Annotated in this window: 15 protein-coding genes; 6 read left to right on the top strand and 9 right to left on the bottom strand. The window is 67.4% G+C overall.

Going from position 1 to position 17,605, the window contains the following annotated elements; all coding sequences use genetic code 11:
• Positions 1-161: 161 nt before the first annotated feature.
• Both ACQEVY_RS29185 and ACQEVY_RS29180 read right to left on the bottom strand, forming a co-directional pair.
• Positions 162-1,202, bottom strand: coding sequence for a hypothetical protein (locus ACQEVY_RS29185; RefSeq protein WP_432952346.1), 1,041 nt, complete (start codon positions 1,200-1,202; stop codon positions 162-164).
• Positions 1,190-1,846, bottom strand: a complete 657-nt coding sequence (locus ACQEVY_RS29180; RefSeq protein ID WP_432952345.1) for a hypothetical protein — start codon at positions 1,844-1,846, stop codon at positions 1,190-1,192. The genes ACQEVY_RS29185 and ACQEVY_RS29180 overlap by 13 nt, the downstream gene beginning before the upstream one ends.
• Positions 1,847-2,433: 587 nt before the next feature.
• On the opposite strand from ACQEVY_RS29180, the gene ACQEVY_RS29175 reads away from it, so the two are divergent.
• On the top strand, positions 2,434-2,727 hold the full coding sequence (locus ACQEVY_RS29175; RefSeq protein WP_432952344.1) for a hypothetical protein: 294 nt from the start codon (positions 2,434-2,436) through the stop codon (positions 2,725-2,727).
• A 317-nt stretch (positions 2,728-3,044) separates the two neighbouring features.
• On the opposite strand, the gene ACQEVY_RS29170 is transcribed toward ACQEVY_RS29175, so the two are convergent.
• From ACQEVY_RS29170 to ACQEVY_RS29150, 5 genes are all read right to left on the bottom strand, one after another.
• A complete protein-coding gene (locus ACQEVY_RS29170) occupies positions 3,045-3,266 on the bottom strand; it encodes a hypothetical protein (protein WP_432952343.1) in 222 nt (73 codons plus the stop codon).
• Between the two features lie 29 nt (positions 3,267-3,295).
• Complete coding sequence (locus ACQEVY_RS29165) at positions 3,296-4,762, bottom strand: acyltransferase family protein (protein WP_432955456.1); 1,467 nt, start codon at positions 4,760-4,762, stop codon at positions 3,296-3,298.
• Between the two features lie 221 nt (positions 4,763-4,983).
• Positions 4,984-7,203: a polysaccharide deacetylase family protein gene (locus ACQEVY_RS29160; RefSeq protein WP_432952342.1), complete on the bottom strand. Its 2,220-nt coding sequence runs from the start codon at positions 7,201-7,203 to the stop codon at positions 4,984-4,986.
• Positions 7,203-8,159 carry a hypothetical protein gene (locus tag ACQEVY_RS29155; RefSeq protein ID WP_432952341.1) on the bottom strand — a complete coding sequence of 319 codons (957 nt, stop codon included), beginning with the start codon at positions 8,157-8,159 and terminating at the stop codon, positions 7,203-7,205. Before ACQEVY_RS29155 ends, ACQEVY_RS29160 begins: the two co-directional genes overlap by 1 nt.
• A gap of 294 nt (positions 8,160-8,453) precedes the next feature.
• Positions 8,454-9,446: a LysR family transcriptional regulator gene (locus ACQEVY_RS29150; protein WP_432952340.1), complete on the bottom strand. Its 993-nt coding sequence runs from the start codon at positions 9,444-9,446 to the stop codon at positions 8,454-8,456.
• A 95-nt stretch (positions 9,447-9,541) separates the two neighbouring features.
• Between ACQEVY_RS29150 and ACQEVY_RS29145 the strand changes: the two genes are divergently transcribed.
• Positions 9,542-10,924 carry an MFS transporter gene (locus ACQEVY_RS29145; protein ID WP_432952339.1) on the top strand — a complete coding sequence of 461 codons (1,383 nt, stop codon included), beginning with the start codon at positions 9,542-9,544 and terminating at the stop codon, positions 10,922-10,924.
• A 137-nt stretch (positions 10,925-11,061) separates the two neighbouring features.
• Here ACQEVY_RS29145 and ACQEVY_RS29140 read toward each other — a convergent pair whose 3' ends face one another.
• Positions 11,062-12,474, bottom strand: coding sequence for a cytochrome P450 (locus ACQEVY_RS29140; protein WP_432952338.1), 1,413 nt, complete (start codon positions 12,472-12,474; stop codon positions 11,062-11,064).
• A 134-nt stretch (positions 12,475-12,608) separates the two neighbouring features.
• Between ACQEVY_RS29140 and ACQEVY_RS29135 the strand changes: the two genes are divergently transcribed.
• Positions 12,609-13,121, top strand: coding sequence for a GNAT family N-acetyltransferase (locus tag ACQEVY_RS29135; RefSeq protein WP_432952337.1), 513 nt, complete (start codon positions 12,609-12,611; stop codon positions 13,119-13,121).
• Positions 13,122-13,270: 149 nt separating this feature from the next.
• On the opposite strand, the gene ACQEVY_RS29130 is transcribed toward ACQEVY_RS29135, so the two are convergent.
• A complete protein-coding gene (locus ACQEVY_RS29130) occupies positions 13,271-14,128 on the bottom strand; it encodes a calcium-binding protein (RefSeq protein ID WP_432952336.1) in 858 nt (285 codons plus the stop codon).
• A 377-nt stretch (positions 14,129-14,505) separates the two neighbouring features.
• Here ACQEVY_RS29130 and ACQEVY_RS29125 point away from each other — a divergent pair, with 377 nt between their 5' ends.
• From ACQEVY_RS29125 to ACQEVY_RS29115, 3 genes are read left to right on the top strand one after another with little or no spacing between them, the layout of a single operon-like run.
• A complete protein-coding gene (locus tag ACQEVY_RS29125) occupies positions 14,506-15,801 on the top strand; it encodes an ABC transporter substrate-binding protein (protein ID WP_432952335.1) in 1,296 nt (431 codons plus the stop codon).
• Positions 15,798-16,763, top strand: coding sequence for a carbohydrate ABC transporter permease (locus tag ACQEVY_RS29120; RefSeq protein ID WP_432952334.1), 966 nt, complete (start codon positions 15,798-15,800; stop codon positions 16,761-16,763). The genes ACQEVY_RS29125 and ACQEVY_RS29120 overlap by 4 nt, the downstream gene beginning before the upstream one ends.
• Positions 16,760-17,584: a carbohydrate ABC transporter permease gene (locus ACQEVY_RS29115; protein WP_432952333.1), complete on the top strand. Its 825-nt coding sequence runs from the start codon at positions 16,760-16,762 to the stop codon at positions 17,582-17,584. Before ACQEVY_RS29120 ends, ACQEVY_RS29115 begins: the two co-directional genes overlap by 4 nt.
• Positions 17,585-17,605 lie beyond the last annotated feature (21 nt).

The following is a 17,605-nucleotide window of genomic DNA, read 5'->3' as shown; positions in this document are numbered from 1 at the left end:
CGCGTTGATACGAACCCTGAAGGCGCAAGCGTCCCCGCGCACTACCTGAACGATTGGAAGGTTTGGGACACCCAGAAGCCGCTCCCGGTGTCCCAAACCTTCCAATCACCGACCGCCTGGCCGTTCTCGGGCGGCCAGGCGGTCCGATCCGAGAGCAGCTTTCAGCGGTTGACTGCCTGAATCTCCTGCACGATCACGTCTTGCTGCGCCCCGAACTCTCCATCGGGCAGCGGCTGTTCACCGTTGACGCCGGTACCTACCCAGTGGATCTTCCACGTGACAGTTGCCGTGAGCTTGTACGTGCCGTCACCCGACGAGCGGAGGTACTTCACGCCGCACGGCGGGGTCTCCTCGGCCTTGCCCTTCGCATAGGGCTCACCGATCGAACCGTCCGCGTTGATCTCACACTCACCGGAGGCGGGATACGTGGTGGCGTCATCCGTACCGGGCTCGATCTTCAGCGAGACCGGTTCTGCGGTGGTCGTCGCCTCGATGTCCAGCAGCGGGACGGACGCCGTCACAGACACCGGCTTGAACTCCGCCGCATCCAGCCACGACCACGTCGGAAGGTTCACCTTCGTGGTGCCCTCCGGGGCGAGTTCGACCTTCGTCGACGGCACCTGGATCTCGTTGTAGGCGAGTTGGGCGAGCACCTCGGGAGTGATCGCCTCGGGGACGTCCGCGGGTGGCGGATCACCGTTGTCCACCCAGAACCAGGGCTTGGTGCAGTCGAGAGCGCCAGGGTCGCCCGCACGGCCTTCCGCGACGTACGAGTCCCACCAGTAGCCCTCGCCGGCCTTGTCCTTGTTGAAGTTCTTGTACGGCTCGCCGTTCACGTAACGGTCACGCTGCGAGGCGTCCCATTCATAGCCCGTTGACTCGGACTCCCAAGTCGGCTCCACGTGCTTCTGGAACTGGTCGGGCGTGTACTTAGGGGCGTAATAGCAGGGGGGCGGCGTCCAGTTGGTGTCAGCGGACGTCACAGGGCCTGCGGCTTCTCCGGTGCCGTTCTTGGAGCGGTCGAAGACTACGGCGCCGGCATTCGCGGAGAGATTCCCATTATCGTCGGTGTTGCCGGAAGCGGAGCCGTTGGCATTGTCGCCATAGCCATAGCCAGCGAGCGCCTGCCCCGGGAACACAAGCAGGGCAACGGCTGCCATGGCGACAACAACGGCAGAGTCTCTGCCTTTCAGGGCTGACATACGGAGCTCCCCCTCTGCGACATCAGCTTCTCGGTGACCCAGACGCCTTGCTTGTTGATCCTGAGACGGCTGTTGTACAACACATAGTTTTTGTTCGACTTCGGAGTCACAGCGGTTTTGCCGGTTTTGAGGCTCTTGTTGTAGGCGTTGTTTTGGTCTTCGCAGTAGACGAAACCCGCAGTGCCGTCATCGTTGATCTTCATGTTGGGCTTGAAATAGCGCTTGGCACCAGTGATCCGGTCCTTGTGGTCCACGAATTCCTGGATGAATGTCTCACTGCCCGCCGCCGCCTCCCCTTCGGAGTAGAAGCGGTAAGCCTCGTGCACCGGATCCTGCTCAGCAATCGCCATGTCCACAGCCTTGATGAACTGCTCGCTGTCGCTGAGAACTGCGTCCTTGTCCTTGTCACCGGTCTTCGGCCACTCAAAGGTGTACGTCAGGTCCGACGGCAGCTCGATCTTCGGACGGTCAGCCGCCACCGAAGCCGACGCACTCGGCGACGCCGCCTCCTCACTACCGGTGTCGGCGCCCGCAATCTTGTCGTTGTCCTTGGAACTGTCGCTGTCGCCGCCACAGGCGGACAGCGTCAAGGCCGCAGCGGCGGTCAGCGTGATCGCTGCGAGCAGGGTGGGGCGGCGCTTCACTAACGACTCCCGGTGGGGCGAGGGTTGACATGAGCGGAGTAACGCTATCGATGCAACGGTGGTGACACCAGAGCGAATTACGTCGTCGGCAACTCCGCACCAGCCCCAAAGCACCCATAAGCCCACCAATTGGCAACCACGGGCCTTAGATTGAGTGACCCCCGGGAAGCGGGGCCACTGCCGCCTTGGCCAGTGCAAACCGTAGGACGACGTCGCCCGCACCTGACCCGATCTTCAACGAAGCGGACACAGCTCAGTAACAGACGGAGGCCCCGGTTCACCTCAGGGCTGGCACTTCGCACTCCCCTGTGCGAATCGAGCTTCTCGACAGCCCAGACACCCTGGTCCTTCTGGCGCGACTGGAGGGCGTAGGACAAACCGAACTTCCGTCATGCAGACCACTGACCCAGGATGGCTAATCTGTCTCCCTCCGCCCCCCCGGTGCACCCTGAAGAGTTATAGGGACCCATTGCACGTCGGGGGGGCTACTCTCACCGTTGCCATCCATTCGGCGAACTCGAGACTTGAGAGCGAGGGATCCAGTGCGCATACGAGCAAGGAGCGTCGCGGCTGTCACCGCCATGGGCGTGGCGACCGTGGTCCTAACGGCAGCGCCAGCTTCCGCAGCCAGCGCGGAGTGGGAACGCAGCTGCGGCACCACCTACTACGCCACTGTCACCGAAAACATCGCCTACACCGTCAAGGGCGATCGTGGATCCTGTTCCGGGCATGCATACGTCAAGATCAGGGACGTTACGGGTTGGTATAACTGGAAAAGCGACCCGGACCTTGCTTCAATCTCACGCTACGACGGCTGGAAGATCCTCGAAAGCGCGCACAAGGGCTGCGCAAGTTGCACGCCTATCTACATAAATCCGTGAGTCCTTTCCAACCTCACGGCGATGCTCGCTGGTGACTAACCCGAGCCGAGAAAGCCCCGTCCGGCAGTTACCGGGCGGGGCTCTTTTGTGTTTCGAGGGCAACGACTTCCAAGGTCAGCCGGACTCCAGGGGCTCTACGATACAGCGTGGTTAACTCTGTTATGACCGTCGCCGGGTTGGCGATCCCGACGCGGGCGGCACCTGCATCGCGTAAATGCTGGTCAGCAGCGCGAGTTCTTCTGCGTTCCGGCCGGCGTTTGACGGCTCGGCGCCGAACTCGCCGTTCGGAAGTGGCTGTTAGTGGGACCGGGAGGCAATCACCACGAAGCGCAGATCCTGGAGCGAGCCTCCGCCAGCTCCTCCTCGGTGAAGGCGCCGTGCTCCTCCTGGTGGCGGAGCAAGTCGGCGCCGAGCAGTTGGTGACGTATCTGGCGTGCTACAGCCTCGGCGACATCCCCGGAGACGTTGTCCGTGAGCTTCTTGAGCTCGGTGAGCTGCTCGGTCGGCAGCGTCACTGTGATCCGTGTCGTGTCCGCCATGGCACGAACCTACTGCGATACCGCTGCAGCTACCGCGCCCTGGCCCGCCCCCGCGACCCCGACCCTGACCCAGACCCGGACCGTGGCCCCGAGCCCGACGACCGCCCTCGACCCCCGCCCCTCTTCCCCTTCCCCTTCCCCGCCCTCTTCGCCCCATCCGGCCAAAGCCGAGGCCCCCGCTTGGCAGCCAGGTCCTCCACCCACCCCACACTCACGATCATCAACCCGATCAACGGCCACACCAGGACGAACATCCACAGCGTGTACGTCGTGCTCAACGCGTTGGACAAGCGGTCGTCCATGAACGGGAGTTTGTAGAAGGCGTCCAGTAGCGGGACCGTGGCCATGATCAGGAGGTTGTGCCAGAGGTAGATCGTTACGGCGCGGTTGTTGGACAGGGTGATCAGTTTGTCCCAGTGGACCAGGCGGGCGGGGAGGGTCTGCCAGGACGGGGAGTACTGGAGCAGGATCGCTACGAAGCCCAGGGACCAGGTGGCCTGGGCCAGGGGGATGTCGTTCAGGTTCCAGCCGTCGGGGCCCAGGTGGCCCGAGGCCCACCACAGGCCGAAGGCCATGAAGAGGGAGGCTACGGAGACCACCGCGTAGCGCGGGATCTTCTTCAGTACGCCCTCCTGGTGGGCCATGCCCAGGATCCAGCAGCTGCCGTACACCGCGAAGTCGGTGACCGCGTTGCCCGTTTCGCCGGGGATCGAGACCAGTCCCGTGCCGACCACCGCCGTCAGCGCCAGCGGAGCCAGCAGTGTTGCCCACGGGACCCGGCGGAACGCCCATAGCAGCAGCGGCGAGGCGATCACGAACCACAGGTACGCGCGCAGGTACCACAGCGGGCCTGCCGCCTGGACCGCCCACGTCTGTTCCAGCAGGCCCGACTCGGAGCCGATCTGCCAGGGGTAGGGCGGGGCGCCGATCGGGATGACGTAGTTGACCAGGCCCAGCCAGCCCAGGGCGCCGTCGTCCTTGGACGGGTTCCAGCCGCCCACGAACAGCATCGCGAGCATCACCGCGCTGAACGCCCAGAGCGGCGGCAGGAGTCGGCGGATACGGCCGCGGATCACGCCCCACGCCGGGCGGCTCAGCGAGCGCGCCATCAGGGCGCCGGCCAGCGCGAACATCACGCCCATGGAAGGGAAGACGACCGTCAGCCAGGCCCAGCCGAAGACGTGGTAGGCGACGACTCGGACCAGCGCGATGGAGCGGAGAAGATCGAGATAGCGGTCACGGCCCGAGGGCGGGGACGGTTTGGCCGACGGCGGCTCGGTCTTGGTACGGGACGGGGACTCGGCGGCCGCTACAGACGAGGCCGCCTCGGGCGTACGCCCCGCCGGCCCCGTCGTCCCCGCCCATTCCTCCGGCACCTCCGGCAGCGGCTGGGTCTCATCTGCCCTCTGCTGCGGAATCGCCTGCGTGGCCTGGGGAACCTGGGCAGCCTGGGGAGTCTGCGGGACATGCCCATTCCCGTACCCCTGCCCGGGCATCACCCCGTGCGACTGCCCGTACGCCCCCTCGTACGACTGCCCGTACGCCCCCTCGTGCGGCTGCCCGTTCGACTGCCCGTACGTCTCCTCATACGACGTCCAGTACGGGTTCTCGTACTGCGAGTTCTCGTACTGCGAGTTCCCGTACGGCGAGTCCCCGTACGGCGACGCGTCCGCCCCAGTGCCCTCCCCCGCACCCGCCCCTTCCCCATACCCCGGCGTCATCCCACCGGCCTCCGCTCATCCCCCCGCGCCGCCCGCTGCCCAGGCACCGCACCGGGAACCGACCCACCCGGCGCCGCCCCCACAACCCCGGTACGCCGCAGCTTCTGCCACCGCAGCCGGCCGCCGGTCAGGGCCGTAATCCAGGACTGCAAGAGCACCACGTACATGAGCTGGCGATACAGAAGCTGCTGCAACGGCAGCGAGATCAGGTGTGTCATGCGTTCGCGGTCCAGGCGGAAGGCGTACGCCGCGCAGATCGCCTGGATGGCCAGGACGCCCAGCCAGGCGCCGATCGTCTTGCCCGTGGGGCCGAAGATGAGGCCGTAAAGGAGGAACACGTCGATCAGGGGGGCCAGCAGCGGTGCCACCACCATGAACAGGGAGACCAGCGGCATGCCCACGCGGCCGAAGCGGCCCGAGGGGCCCTTCTCGATGATCGAGCGGCGGTGCTTCCAGATCGCCTGCATCGTCCCGTACGACCAGCGGTAGCGCTGGGACCACAGCTGCTGGACGGATTCGGGGGCTTCGGTCCAGGCGCGGGCGTTCTCCGCGTACACGACCTTCCAGCCGTCGCGATGCATCGCCATCGTGATGTCCGTGTCCTCGGCGAGCGTGTCGTCGCTCATGCCGCCGACGCGTTCCAGGGCCGAGCGGCGGAAGGCACCGACCGCGCCGGGGATGGTCGGCATGCAGCGCAGGATGTCGTACATACGGCGGTCGAGGTTGAAGCCCATCACGTACTCGATGTGCTGCCAGGCGCCGATGAGGGAGTCCTTGTTGCCGACCTTCGCGTTGCCGGCGACGGCGCCGACGCTCGGGTCGGCGAAGGGCTGGACGAGTTCGCCCACCGTGGACGGTTCGAAGACGGTGTCGCCGTCCATCATCACGATGATGTTGTAACGGGCGTTCGCTATACCGCGGTTGAGGGCGGCGGGCTTGCCCGCGTTGAGCTGGCGCACGACGCGTACGTTCGGCAGCCGCAGGCTCTCCACGATGCGGGCCGTGCCGTCACTCGAACCGTCGTCGATGACGATGACCTCGATGGGATGCTCGCTGGCCATCAGCGAACGCACCGTGTTCTCGATGCACTTGGCTTCGTTGTACGCGGGAACCAGCACCGACACCGGTTCGGTGACCGGTCCGCGGGGGCCCCAGCGGAAGCCCTTGCGGCGTACCCGGCGGGCGTGGACCACCGAGAGCAGAAGCATCAGGCCGAAGCGGAGGAAGACCAGGACACCGATGACCGCGAGGCCGACGACGAGGACGCCGGTGATCCGCTCGGAGGCCTGGACCGCGTACACCCAGGCCTTGCCCTTCCACAGCTCGAGGCCGGTGACCTTGGTGTGGGCGCTCTGTGCGCCGAGAGCCTCGGTGAGGTTCTCGAACTCGTACTTCCTGTCCTTCATCTGCGGGATGAACTTGTCGAGCGCGGCCACGGTCTGCGAGCGGTCGCCACCGGAGTCGTGCATCAGGACGATCGCGCCCTTGTCGCCCTTGGGCGTGGCCTTGCGGATGATCTCGTCGACGCCCGGCCTGCGCCAGTCCTCGCTGTCGGTGTTGTTGACGATGGTGATGTAGCCCTTGCTGCCGATGTACTCGGTGACCGGCCAGGACTTGTTGTCCATGGCGTCGGCGAAGGAGGAGTACGGCGGCCGGAAGAGCGAGGAACGGATGCCCGCGGCGCCCGCGAGCGCCAGCTGGTTCTGGGAGAGCTCCCAGTCGATGCGGCGCTGTGACTGGAGGGAGAGATCGGGGTGGTTGAAGGTGTGCAGGCCGATCTCGTGGCCCTCGTCGACCATCCGCTGGACGAGGTCCGGATAGCGCGAGGCCATGGTGCCGGTGATGAAGAACACCGCGTGCGCGTCGTGCTTCTTCAGCACGTCGAGGATCTTGGGCGTCCACTCGGGGTGCGGACCGTCGTCGAAGGTGAGGACGAGACGGCGTTCCGGTACGTCGTCCCGGCCCTCGCCGCCACCGGGGCGCGTGTCGATGACCGGGCCGCCCTTCAGGACCTCCTGGGGCACCCGGTCGTTCGCCGCAGGGGTGTTGACGCGGTAGTCCGCGAGGATCTCGCTGTGGACGAAGCCGCGCAGCATCAGCATCGCCATCAGGGCGACGAGGACGAGCGAGGGCAGCAGATAGCGCAGGGGCAGGCGACGACGACGTACTGCGCCGGAGGCTGGTGCGTCACCGCGACGGCTGGAGCGGAGTGCCATCAGAGGTTGATCTCCGAAGAAGACGGGGCGGGAGGCTGCTCGATGACGTCGATGACGCCGACCGGGTCTACGGGCGTAGCGTCACCGACCGCCGGCGGGGCGGCGACCGGGTCGGTGCCGTCTCCCGGGGGATCGGCCGGGGTCTCGTCCGACGGGGTCGGGTCCGGGTCCGGCGCCGGCGGATCGGCCGGCGGATCGGCGGGCGGATCGGCCGGGGGGTCGTCCGACGCGGTCGGGTCCGGGTCCGGCTTCGTGCTCGGGTCCGTCGGCTCGTCCGACTCCGTGGGCTTGACCGACTTCGTGGGCTTGGGCGACTTGCTCGGCGAGGGGTCGACGTCCGGCAGGGACGACGTACCGTCGGTGGGCTGCTGGTTCAGCCCCGATGTGGGGTTCGCCGGGGCGGACGGTTCCTTGGACGCGGGCGGCAACGACGGGGAGTCGACCTGCCCGGCCGGCTTGTCCTTCTCCTTGCCCGGCACCGGGAGCCACGGAGCGCTGGAGTTGCCCGACATCAGCGTGACGATGATGACGACGGCGTAGACGGCGCAGGCCATGCCGACGGCCATCCCGATACGGCGGTAACGGCGGCTACGCCGACCCGTCTCGTCGACAAAGACCGGACCGTCCGCACCCTCCTGAACGCCCTGACCACCCCGAGGCCTCTTGGCCTGCTGGACCAGCCAGTCCTCCATGTGCGGGCCGACGACGTCGAGCTGGACCGTGACCTCGTCCGGGTCATGGTGATGCTCGGTCGCGTTCTCCGGCAGGGCGAAGAACTGCTGGGTCTCGCCTGCGCGCGGGACGGGGCCCGCCGGCTGCGCGCTGCCTCTGTCCTGCGCGCTGCCTCTGTCCTGCGAGCCATCAACGTCCTGCGCGCTGGCCGTGTCGCTGGCCAGCGCGTCGGCTATGTCCGGCTCGTTGTCGTCGCCGTCTCGACCATCTCGCTGTATGGGCATGGATATATCGCCAGAACCACCATGAAACGAATCCCCCGCATCCACACGGGTCGACGGATAGCCTTCACCCTTGTCCGGCTGGTCGGTATCCGTTCCAGCCGGTTGGGCGTCTTCCCGCCACTTCTCCACGCGCACGTAAATCCCCCCACGGGACCGATCGGGCGCGTACGAGTCCGGGCACTACGTACTTGTTTGTCCGGATCGAGCCCCCACTCGATCCGGGCGCCCCCCTATTACCACACTGCACCCGGCCCATGAATGTAGCGCACATGGGAGTTGTGTGAGTGCCACGTGTCATGCAGATTGCGTCATGACGAGCTCATCGGTGGCCGGAATCCATGCACCGGCAGGACGCCGGAGCCAGCCCTCCGCCTCGGCCAGCTCCGCGGCGGCGGCCTTGAGGGCCTCCAACCCCCGGTGTTGCAGCCCTCTTTTCCACACGAGTGACACAGGCGACAGAGGCACGGGATCGACGAGAGGCCTACGTATCGATTTGGGCATGGCCGGAAAATCCACCACTACGAGGACGGGATTCCGCGTCTTCGCCATGATCCGCTGGAACTCCTGGGTGCCCACGGCGAGCGGCGCGGGCGGCGCGATCTCGATACCGCGACCCTCGAAGAGCTGCCGCGCCAGGTCGGTCCACTCGGGCGTACGGGGGTTGCCGGCGCCGGCGTAGACGTACTCCCCCGCGAGCGCTTCCAGGGGTACAACGTCCAGGTCAGCGAGGTAGTGGTCCTCGGGCAGCAGGACCGCCATCGGCTCGTACCGTACGGGCTGCTGCTCCAGACGCGTACGGATCGCCGGGTCCAGTCCCGCGAACCGGCCGAAGGACGCGTCGAGCCGGCCGGCGAGCAGTTCGGCCGCGGCGCCGGTGAGGCCGCTCTCGAAGCGGGCCATCAGCTCGCAGTCGGGGGCGAGTTCACGGGCTCGCGGCAGGATGCGCTCGCCGACCAGGCCAGGGCTGTTCACATCCACGAGCAGGGGGCGCTGCCCGTCGTCCGCGCCCCGCCCGAACTCGGCCAGCAGCGCGTCCTGCGCCTCCAGCACGCGGCGGGCGTACGGGAGCAGCCGCTGACCGTCGGCGGTGAGGGAGACCCGCCGGGTATTGCGTACAAAAAGGTCCGTCTTCAACTCCCTTTCCAGGCGCCGGATATCGCGACTCAGGGCTTGCTGGGCGACGTACAGCCTGGCTGCGGCGCGGGTGAAGTGCAGCTCTTCGGCGACGGTGAGGAAGGCGCGGAGGAGGCGGGGGTCGACCGCACCGGGACCAGGAGAGGACGGCATCCGCCGAACTTACAACCGAACTCACAACCCAGGTGCGTGAATCGGCCCGAAGCAGGTGTTGGACCGCTGGTCAGGGCACCGACGACGGTTGATCCATGCCGCAACAGTCCCCTGACCGCCGTACGACAGACCGCCGTGCGCCGGAGTGCCGTGCCCCAGACCCCCGTGGGCCAGACCGCCGTACGACGACTCGCCCCACGACCGTCCTCACCGTCACCGCCGACAGCCTGGTGGCCGCCGACTTCGCACCCCGGCGGAAGGCGCCCGGCCCGAGCCGGAAGTCCGGCGCAGCCAACTCCTACCGTCGCCTCTTCACGATCCCGGGCGCCCTCGCCTTCACCATCGGGAATCTGATCGCCCGCCTCCCCATGGGCATGTTCAGCATCAGCGCCGTCATCATGATCGCGGGAGCGCGGGATTCCTACGCCCTCGCCGGCGCCGTCACGGCGACTGGCCTTGCAGCGACGGCGGTCGTCGCGCCCTGGACGGCACGGCTGGTCGACCGTTACGGGCAGGCGCGAATCGCCGTGCCCGCGACGGCGATCGCGGCGCTGGGCTCGCTCGCGCTGCTGCTCTGTGTGCGGTACGGGGCGCCCGACTGGACGCTCTTCGCCGCGTACGCCGCGACGGCCACGACGCCCAACACGGGAGGCATGTCTCGCGCCCGCTGGGCCCACCTACTGAAGGGCGATCCGGCCGGCCTGCACACCGCGAACTCCTTCGAACAGGCCGCGGACGAGCTCTGTTTCATGCTCGGCCCGGTGCTGGCGGCGTTCCTGTGCGGAACGTTCTTCCCGGAGGCGGGCACGTTGGTCGGGGTGGTGCTGCTGCTGACGGGCGTACTGCTCTTCGCGTCCCAGCGGACCACGGAGCCGCCGGTCCGGGGTCGTCCTCGTACGGCCGCCGCATCCCCTCTACGCGCACCCGGCATGCCCCCTCTCCTCATCGGCTTCCTCGCCACCGGCGCCGTCTTCGGGTCGATGGAGGTGGTCACGATCGCGTTTGCGGACGCACAGGGGCACAGGTCGGCGGCGGGCGTGATCATCGCGCTCCAGGCGGCCGGTTCGTGCGCGGCCGGTCTGCTGTACGGGGCGCTGAAGCCGCCGGGTCCGGCCCAGCGGCGCTACCCGTGGACCCTCGCCGCGATGGCCCTCCTCATGTCGGGCCCTCTACTGGCCGCCACGCTCACGGGCTCACTGCTGGTCCTCGCCGGAGCGCTGCTGGTGGCCGGAATGGCGACGGCCCCGACGATGGTCACGGCCATGACCCTGATCCAACACCGCACACCCGAGGGCCGGTTGAACGAGGGGATGACGCTGGCGGTGACGGGTTTGCTGGGCGGGATCGCGTGCGGTTCGGCGGCCGGCGGGTGGGTGGCGGAGCGGGTGTCAGCCGCCGCGGGGTACGGAATCCCGGTCGCCGCGGCGACGGCCGCCCTGCTGATCGCTCTCGCAACAGCGCGACCAGCAGTTCGGTGAACCGCGTGGCCGGATGGTCGATGCGGACGTGGGTGACGCCCTCCGTCCGGCCGTTCCGGTCCAGTTCGCCGAGGTCGCCGAGGTCGCCGAGATCGCCGACAAGGGCGACGCCGCCGCCCGAGCGGGCTAGGGCCGTCCTAAGCCTTCGAGCGGGGTGTGATCCGGCAGCGGACGGGGGCCTTGGGTATCAGGGTGACTGCCGCGCCGAGCGGCACCTCCCCGGTGTCCGTGGCCTCGAACTCGTAGGCCTGGAGGAGTACCGCGAGCCCCAGCACCGACTCCAGCATCGACAGGTGCTGCCCGATGCAGGCGCGCGGTCCGCCCCCGAACGGGAACCAGGCGTAGCGCGGGCGGCCCGCCTCCGCCTCCGGGGTGAAGCGCTCCGGGTCGAAGCGCTCCGGGTCGGGCCAGTAGTCGGGGTGACGCTGGGTGACCCATGGGCTGACCAGGAGGTCGGCGCCGGCCGGTATGCGTACGCCGTCGATCACCGCGTCCGCGACCGCGCGGCGGCCGATGACGGGCGCGGACGGATACAGCCGCATCGCTTCCTTCAGCACCATCGTCAGATACGGCAGCTCCGCCATGTCCGCCGCCGTGGGCGCCCGCCCGCCGGGGCCGCCGAGCACGTGGTCCACCTCGTCCCGTACGCGCTTCTGCTGCTCGGGGTGGCGGGCGAGGAGGTGCAGGGCGAAGGCGAGCGCGGTGGCCGTGGTCTCGTGGCCGGCCAGCAGGAAGATCAGCACCTGTTCGCGGAGTTCGGCGGCGTCGAGGCTGCCGTCCTCGGCGTTCTCGGCACGGACGAGGAGGGTGACCAGGTCTTCGGTGCCGTCGCCCCCGGTGTCGTTCTGCGAGGCATCGCCCCGTCCGTCGCGACGGCTCTCGATGATGGTGTCGCAGAGCGCGAACAGTTCGGCCTGGTGGCGCCCGGCGCGGCGGTTGGCGGGCGTGGGCCAGGTACGAGGCGGCTTGACGGGTGCCATACCCCGCTTCAGTGAGTACTCCTGGAGCAGGGGCATCGTGCGCTCGATCACCTCTGACGCCTTCTCCCCGTCCGTCCCGAACAGGATCCGGCCGACCATGCGGAGTGCGAACCGGCGCATTTCACCGACCAGTTCAAGCGATCCACCGGGCGCCCCGCGCCACGCCTCGGCCACGGCCGCCGCCTCGTCGGCGACCTGGTGCGCATAGCCGTCCACCCGGCGGCGGGTGAACAGCGGCTGGATGAGGCGGCGCTGGCGGAGGTAGGTGTCGTCCTGGCTGGTGAGCAACCCATTGCCGATGGACTCCCGCAGCTCCTCGTAGACGACATTGTCCTTGCGGAAGTCGGCGGCCCGCGTCGCCAGAACCTGTTGCGCGCCCTCGGCCGAGAACACCGCGTAGAGCTCCCGACGCAGCCCCGGCGGCCCGGCGCGGAAGCGCACCACGTCGCCGTACCGGCTCCGCGCCCGCAGATACGCCGCCAGCGGATCGTTCAACAGCTCGCTCATCGAACCGAACAGTGGCGTTCCCGCCACGATCGGCGCTTGCACGCTCGCGATCACGGTCGCCATGATCCGCCGCCTTCCATGGTCGTACGCACGTCCGAACCCCAATAGTCTTGCGGACAAGGCCAGTTGAGGAAGCCCTTATGCGGCGGTTCAAGCGCGCCCCGACGTTGTCAGACCCTCGTCCTAGGGTGACCACCATGGACACCACGGACGCGGGCCAGGTACGGCTGGAACCCTGGGCGGAAGACGACTTCTGGCTGCTCAAGCGGACCAACAGCCCTGAGATGACCGAGCACTTGGGCGGCCCCGAGAGCGAGGAGAAGCTTGCCTCGCGGCACCAGCGCTACCTCGGCATCGAGCGGGGGCAGATGTACCGGGTCCCGCTGGTGGACACCGGCGAGACGGTGGGCTCGATCGGCTTCTGGGAGCGGGTGTGGCGTGACCAGACGGTGTGGGAGACGGGGTGGGGCGTGTTGCCCGAGTTCCAGGGACGGGGGCTCGCGGTGAAGGCCGCTCGCGCGGTGGTGGAGGCGGCGCGGGCCACCGGCGGGCACCGGTACCTTCATGCGTTTCCGAGCGTGGACCATCCCGCGTCGAACGCGGTGTGCCGCCGGGCCGGGTTCGAGCTGCTGGGTGAGGTCGAGTTCGAGTACCCGAAGGGCCACTGGATCATGTCGAACGACTGGCGCGTGGATCTCGGCAGACGCTGACAGGCGCGCTGGGAACCGCCCGGGGAGCTGCGCGAATGACGCGGCAGTTCCCCGGGCGTCGAAACCGGAAGTCAGGCCCGGGCGTCGAAACCCGAAGTCAAAACCGGGCGTCGAACCAGGAAGTCAAACCGGGAGTTGAAGACCGTCCGTCAGTCCTGCACGACGATGTTGTTGCCCGCGCCCCCGGAGAGCGTGTCCGTGTCGGCGCCCCCGTACAGCTCGTCGTCGCCGGAGTTGCCCCACATGAAGTCAGGGCCGCCCTCTCCGTACATGAGGTCGTTGCCCCGGCCGCCCTCCATATGGTCGCCGTCGTCCCCGCCGTACAGCGTGTCGTGGCCGTCGCCGCCCTGCATGCTCTGGTCGCCCCCGGCGCCCCGGAGCAGGTCGTTGCCCGCGCCACCGACGGCGATCACGGCGTCGCCGTTGGCGTAGATCGTGTCGTTGCCCTCGTCCCCGAAGGCGCCCGCGGCCTCGCCCACCGTAATGGTGTCGTCGCCCGCCCCGCCCGAGACGTAGTTGGCGTCGACGCTGCCGAAGCCGGTCAGCTCGTCGTTGCCGGCGCCCAGGTCGATGCTGTTGGTGTAGAAGGCCTGGTCGCTGTTGTTGGTGTAGGTGACGACATCGTCGCTGTCACCGAGGTCCATCACCAGAGCGTCGTACGGGCTCTGGCTGTCCAGCATGACGACCGTGCAGGAGACCTTGGTGTCGTCCGCGCTGTCCGGATGGGCGCAGCCGGTGCCCGCCTCGATCGGGACGCTGTCATCGATGACGAACGTGAGTTGCTCTGCGCCGGTGCGCGACTCGGTGACGGTCACCTGGTTGGTCTGGCCGGCGGCGGCCGTATAGGAGATCTCACGGTCGAAGTTGACTACGGCGGTTGCCGCCGGCGTCGCGGCACCGGCCGTGGTGGCCAGGGCGGTCGGCAGAGCCAGCCCCGCACCGAGAGCCAGCGTCAGCGTGGTGGCCGTACGTAACACGCGGCGGCTGACGAGGTGAGAACGCAACATTTCATGGCCTCCGTGAGGCAAGTCGTGGTCAGTTATGGGCAGTTGAGGTCGGTCGGGCTTCAAAAAGCCCCAACAACCACCTACGACCCCCCAGGCCCACCACTTAGTTGCCCACGGCACAGAAGTTTGAGATCCGTTGAGCCGCAGTTCACCGGAGCTCAGCCGACCCCGCACGACCGAAACCCCCACCTCCACTTCACCCCAATCCAGACGCACCCATTGACGCGTCCCGAGCCCCCACATACCTTGCCCCGTCGAAGCGCTTCGACATCACGCATCGAATCGATTCGACGACCGCTGCGTGATGCCAAACGGACCGGATCAGGACCGGATCAGAACCAGATCAGTGAGCCATCCAACTCCCCTGGAGGCACTGGGTGTTTTCGGCACGAAGGCGTAAGACGGCGGCAGCCGCGGCAGCCCTGAGCGGAGCCCTGCTCCTGGCCTCCTGCGGCGACTCGGACAGCGGGTCTTCCGACGGGAAGACCCTCAGACTGTGGCACTACGAAGCGCCCAACAGCGCGATGGGCGTGGCCTGGAACGAGGCCATCAAGGAGTTCGAGAAGACGCATCCGGGCGTCAAGGTTAAGTTCGAGGAGAAGGGCTTCGAACAGATCCAGAAGACCGCCCCGATGGTCCTCAACTCCGACGATGCCCCCGACCTCATGGAGTACAACAAGGGCAACGCCACGGCCGGCCTCCTCTCCAAGCAGGGCCTCCTCACCGACCTCACCGGCGAAGCCACCAAGCGCGGCTGGGACAAGAAGCTCAGCTCCGGAGTGCGCACCACCAGCCAGTACAGCGCCGAGGGCGTGATGGGTTCCGGCAACTGGTACGGGATCCCCAACTACGCCGAGTACACGATGGTCTTCTACAACAAGGACCTCTTCAAGAAGCACGGCATCGCGGAACCCACCACGCTCGCCGAACTCACCGCCGCCATGGACAAGTTCGTCGACGAGGGCATCACCCCGCTCGCCAACGCCGGCGCCGAGTACGTGGCCCACCAGTACCTCTACCAGCTCGCGCTCACCAAGGCCGACCGCGCCTGGGTCGACAAGTACGAGCTCTACAAGGGCAAGACGGACTTCCACGACGAGGCCTGGACGTACGGCGCGGAGACCTTCGCGGACTGGGTGAAGAAGGGCTACATCAGCAAGAAGTCCAGCGGCACCAAGGCGGAGGACGCGGGCACGGCCTTCATCTCCGGCGAGCACCCCATCCTGTTCTCCGGCAGCTGGTGGTACGGCCGCTTCGCCGAGGAGAACAAGTTCGACTGGGGCACGTTCCTGTGGCCCGAGTCGGACCTGACCCTCGGCTCCGGCGGCAACCTCTGGGTCGTACCCAAGGGCGCCAAGAACAAGGAGCTGGCGTACGACTTCATCGACATCACCATGTCGGAGAAGATCCAGAACCTGCTGGGCAACAAGGGCGGCGTACCGGTGGCCGCCGACGCGTCGGCCATCACGGACCCGAAGGCCAAGAAGCTGATCGGCGACTTCAACACCCTCTCGGAGAAGGACGGCCTGGCCTTCTATCCCGACTGGCCCGTCCCCGGCTTCTACGACGTCCTCGTCTCCGAAACACAGAAGCTGATCACGGGCAGCGGTTCGCCGGACGACTACCTGACGGCACTTCAGGAGGCGTACGACAAGGACGTACCGAAGCAATGACGGTGACCGCCGAACGGGGCGGGCGGGTCGTCGAAAAGCACTCCGGGACCAGGCACCCGCGCCGCCCCCGTGACTCGTACGCCCTCTTCCTGCTCCCCGGAGCGCTCGCCTTCCTCGCGGTCGTCGTCGTGCCGTTCCTGATGAACACGGGGGTGAGCTTCACCGACTGGCAGGGCGTGGGCTCCCCGGAGTGGTCCGGGCTCGCCAACTACCGCGAGCTGATGGACGACAGCGAGTTCTGGGCCTCCTTCCGGCACAGCCTCTTCATGGTCGTCGCCATGGCGGCCGTACCGACGGTCATCGGACTCGTCCTCGCCGCCGCCCTGTTCGACTACGTCGGCAAGCACTTCGGGACGCGGACGGCCGCCGTACTGCGCGCCTGCTTCTACCTCCCGCAGGTGCTGCCGATCGCGGTCGCGGGCATCGTCTGGAGCTGGATCCTGGCTCCGGACAACGGTTCGCTGAACGAGCTCCTCAAGGCCATCGGCCTCGAAAGCCTCCAGCAGGACTGGCTCGGCGACCCCGACTTCGCGCTCTACAGCGTCATGGGCGTCATGGTCTGGGTGCAGATCGGCTTCCCGCTGGTCGTCTTCATGTCCGGACTCCAGCGTGTGGACCCGCAGTTGTACGAGGCCGCCGAGCTGGACGGCGCGGGATGGTGGCGTCGGTTCTGGCACATCACGCTGCCGCAGATCCGCCCCGAGATCTACGTGGTTCTGCTCTGGTGCACGATCGCCGCGCTCAAGGTGTTCGGCGCAGTGTACGTGCTGACCAAGGGCGGGCCCGGCGGGGAGACCAATGTGCCGTCGTACTTCTCCTTCACCACGTTCTTCGAGAAGACGCAGGTCGGTTATGGCGCCGCGATCTCGACCGTACTGACCGTGATCATCCTGGCGCTGGCCCTGATCGGCCTCAAGCTCCAGACCCGCGCGGAGGACGCCGAGGAAGGGCTCATCAGATGACGACAGTCATACGCCGCTATCCCGTCCTCGTCGCCCTGGTCATCGGCGCCCTGTTCATGGTCCTGCCCTTTCTGATCGTCGCGGTCAACGCGGTGAAGTCGCCCGCCGAGTACTCGGCGAACGGCCCCCTCAGCCTCCCCGAAGGCCTCTATCTCGACGGCCTGAAGGACTTCTGGGAGCGCGTCGACTTCGGCCAGAAGCTCGTCAACTCGGTCCTGATCAGCGGGTCGGTCGCGATCGGCGCGGCCGTCCTGTCCGTCCTCAACGCGTACGCGATCGGTATCGGCCGCATCAAGGGCCGTACCTGGGTCCTGGCCTTCTTCGTGCTGGCGAACATGCTGCCGCAGGAGGCGCTGGTCTACCCGATCTACTACCTGAGCAAGGAAGCCGGCATCTACGACACCCGGTTGAGCGTGATCATCGTGTTCACGGTGGTCCAGGCGGCCTTCGGTACGTATCTGCTGTCGTCGATTCTCGGGCAGTTCCCGCGCGAGATCATCGAGGCCGCCCGGATCGACGGGGCGAACAAGTGGCAGGTGCTGTGGCGGATCGTGGTCCCCGTCAGCCGACCGACCATCGGCGTACTGCTGGTCCTCTTCTTCATCTGGACCTGGAACGAGTTCCTGCTGCCGCTGGTCATGCTGATCTCCAACGACAACCAGACCGTCTCGGTCGCACTCGGCGTCCTCCAGGGCCAGCGCCTGATGGACGCCACGATGACGAACGCGGCGGCCCTGCTCGGCGTGCTGCCCGCCATCGTCTTCTTCCTCCTCTTCCAGCGGACGCTCACCCGCGGCATCGCCGTGGGTGCCGTCAAATGACCGTCAACTAAGGGGTGTGCC

Origin of the sequence: Streptomyces sp. CA-288835 (assembly GCF_050936385.1) — a bacterium.
Lineage (GTDB): Bacteria > Actinomycetota > Actinomycetes > Streptomycetales > Streptomycetaceae > Streptomyces.
This window is presented reverse-complemented; position numbering and strand designations above follow the sequence as displayed.

Bases quoted from the DNA above. Each gene is read 5' to 3' on its own strand.
- ACQEVY_RS29140 (WP_432952338.1), bottom strand. From the start codon at position 12,474: ATGGCGACCGTGATCGCGAGCGTGCAAGCGCCGATCGTGGCGGGAACG.
- ACQEVY_RS29135 (WP_432952337.1), top strand. From the start codon at position 12,609: ATGGACACCACGGACGCGGGCCAGGTACGGCTGGAACCCTGGGCGGAA.
- ACQEVY_RS29160 (WP_432952342.1), bottom strand. From the start codon at position 7,203: ATGGCACTCCGCTCCAGCCGTCGCGGTGACGCACCAGCCTCCGGCGCA.
- ACQEVY_RS29115 (WP_432952333.1), top strand. From the start codon at position 16,760: ATGACGACAGTCATACGCCGCTATCCCGTCCTCGTCGCCCTGGTCATC.
- ACQEVY_RS29185 (WP_432952346.1), bottom strand. From the start codon at position 1,202: ATGTCAGCCCTGAAAGGCAGAGACTCTGCCGTTGTTGTCGCCATGGCA.
- ACQEVY_RS29165 (WP_432955456.1), bottom strand. From the start codon at position 4,762: ATGCCCGGGCAGGGGTACGGGAATGGGCATGTCCCGCAGACTCCCCAG.
- ACQEVY_RS29170 (WP_432952343.1), bottom strand. From the start codon at position 3,266: ATGGCGGACACGACACGGATCACAGTGACGCTGCCGACCGAGCAGCTC.
- ACQEVY_RS29150 (WP_432952340.1), bottom strand. From the start codon at position 9,446: ATGCCGTCCTCTCCTGGTCCCGGTGCGGTCGACCCCCGCCTCCTCCGC.
- ACQEVY_RS29145 (WP_432952339.1), top strand. From the start codon at position 9,542: ATGCCGCAACAGTCCCCTGACCGCCGTACGACAGACCGCCGTGCGCCG.
- ACQEVY_RS29130 (WP_432952336.1), bottom strand. From the start codon at position 14,128: ATGTTGCGTTCTCACCTCGTCAGCCGCCGCGTGTTACGTACGGCCACC.
- ACQEVY_RS29155 (WP_432952341.1), bottom strand. From the start codon at position 8,159: ATGCCCATACAGCGAGATGGTCGAGACGGCGACGACAACGAGCCGGAC.
- ACQEVY_RS29120 (WP_432952334.1), top strand. From the start codon at position 15,798: ATGACGGTGACCGCCGAACGGGGCGGGCGGGTCGTCGAAAAGCACTCC.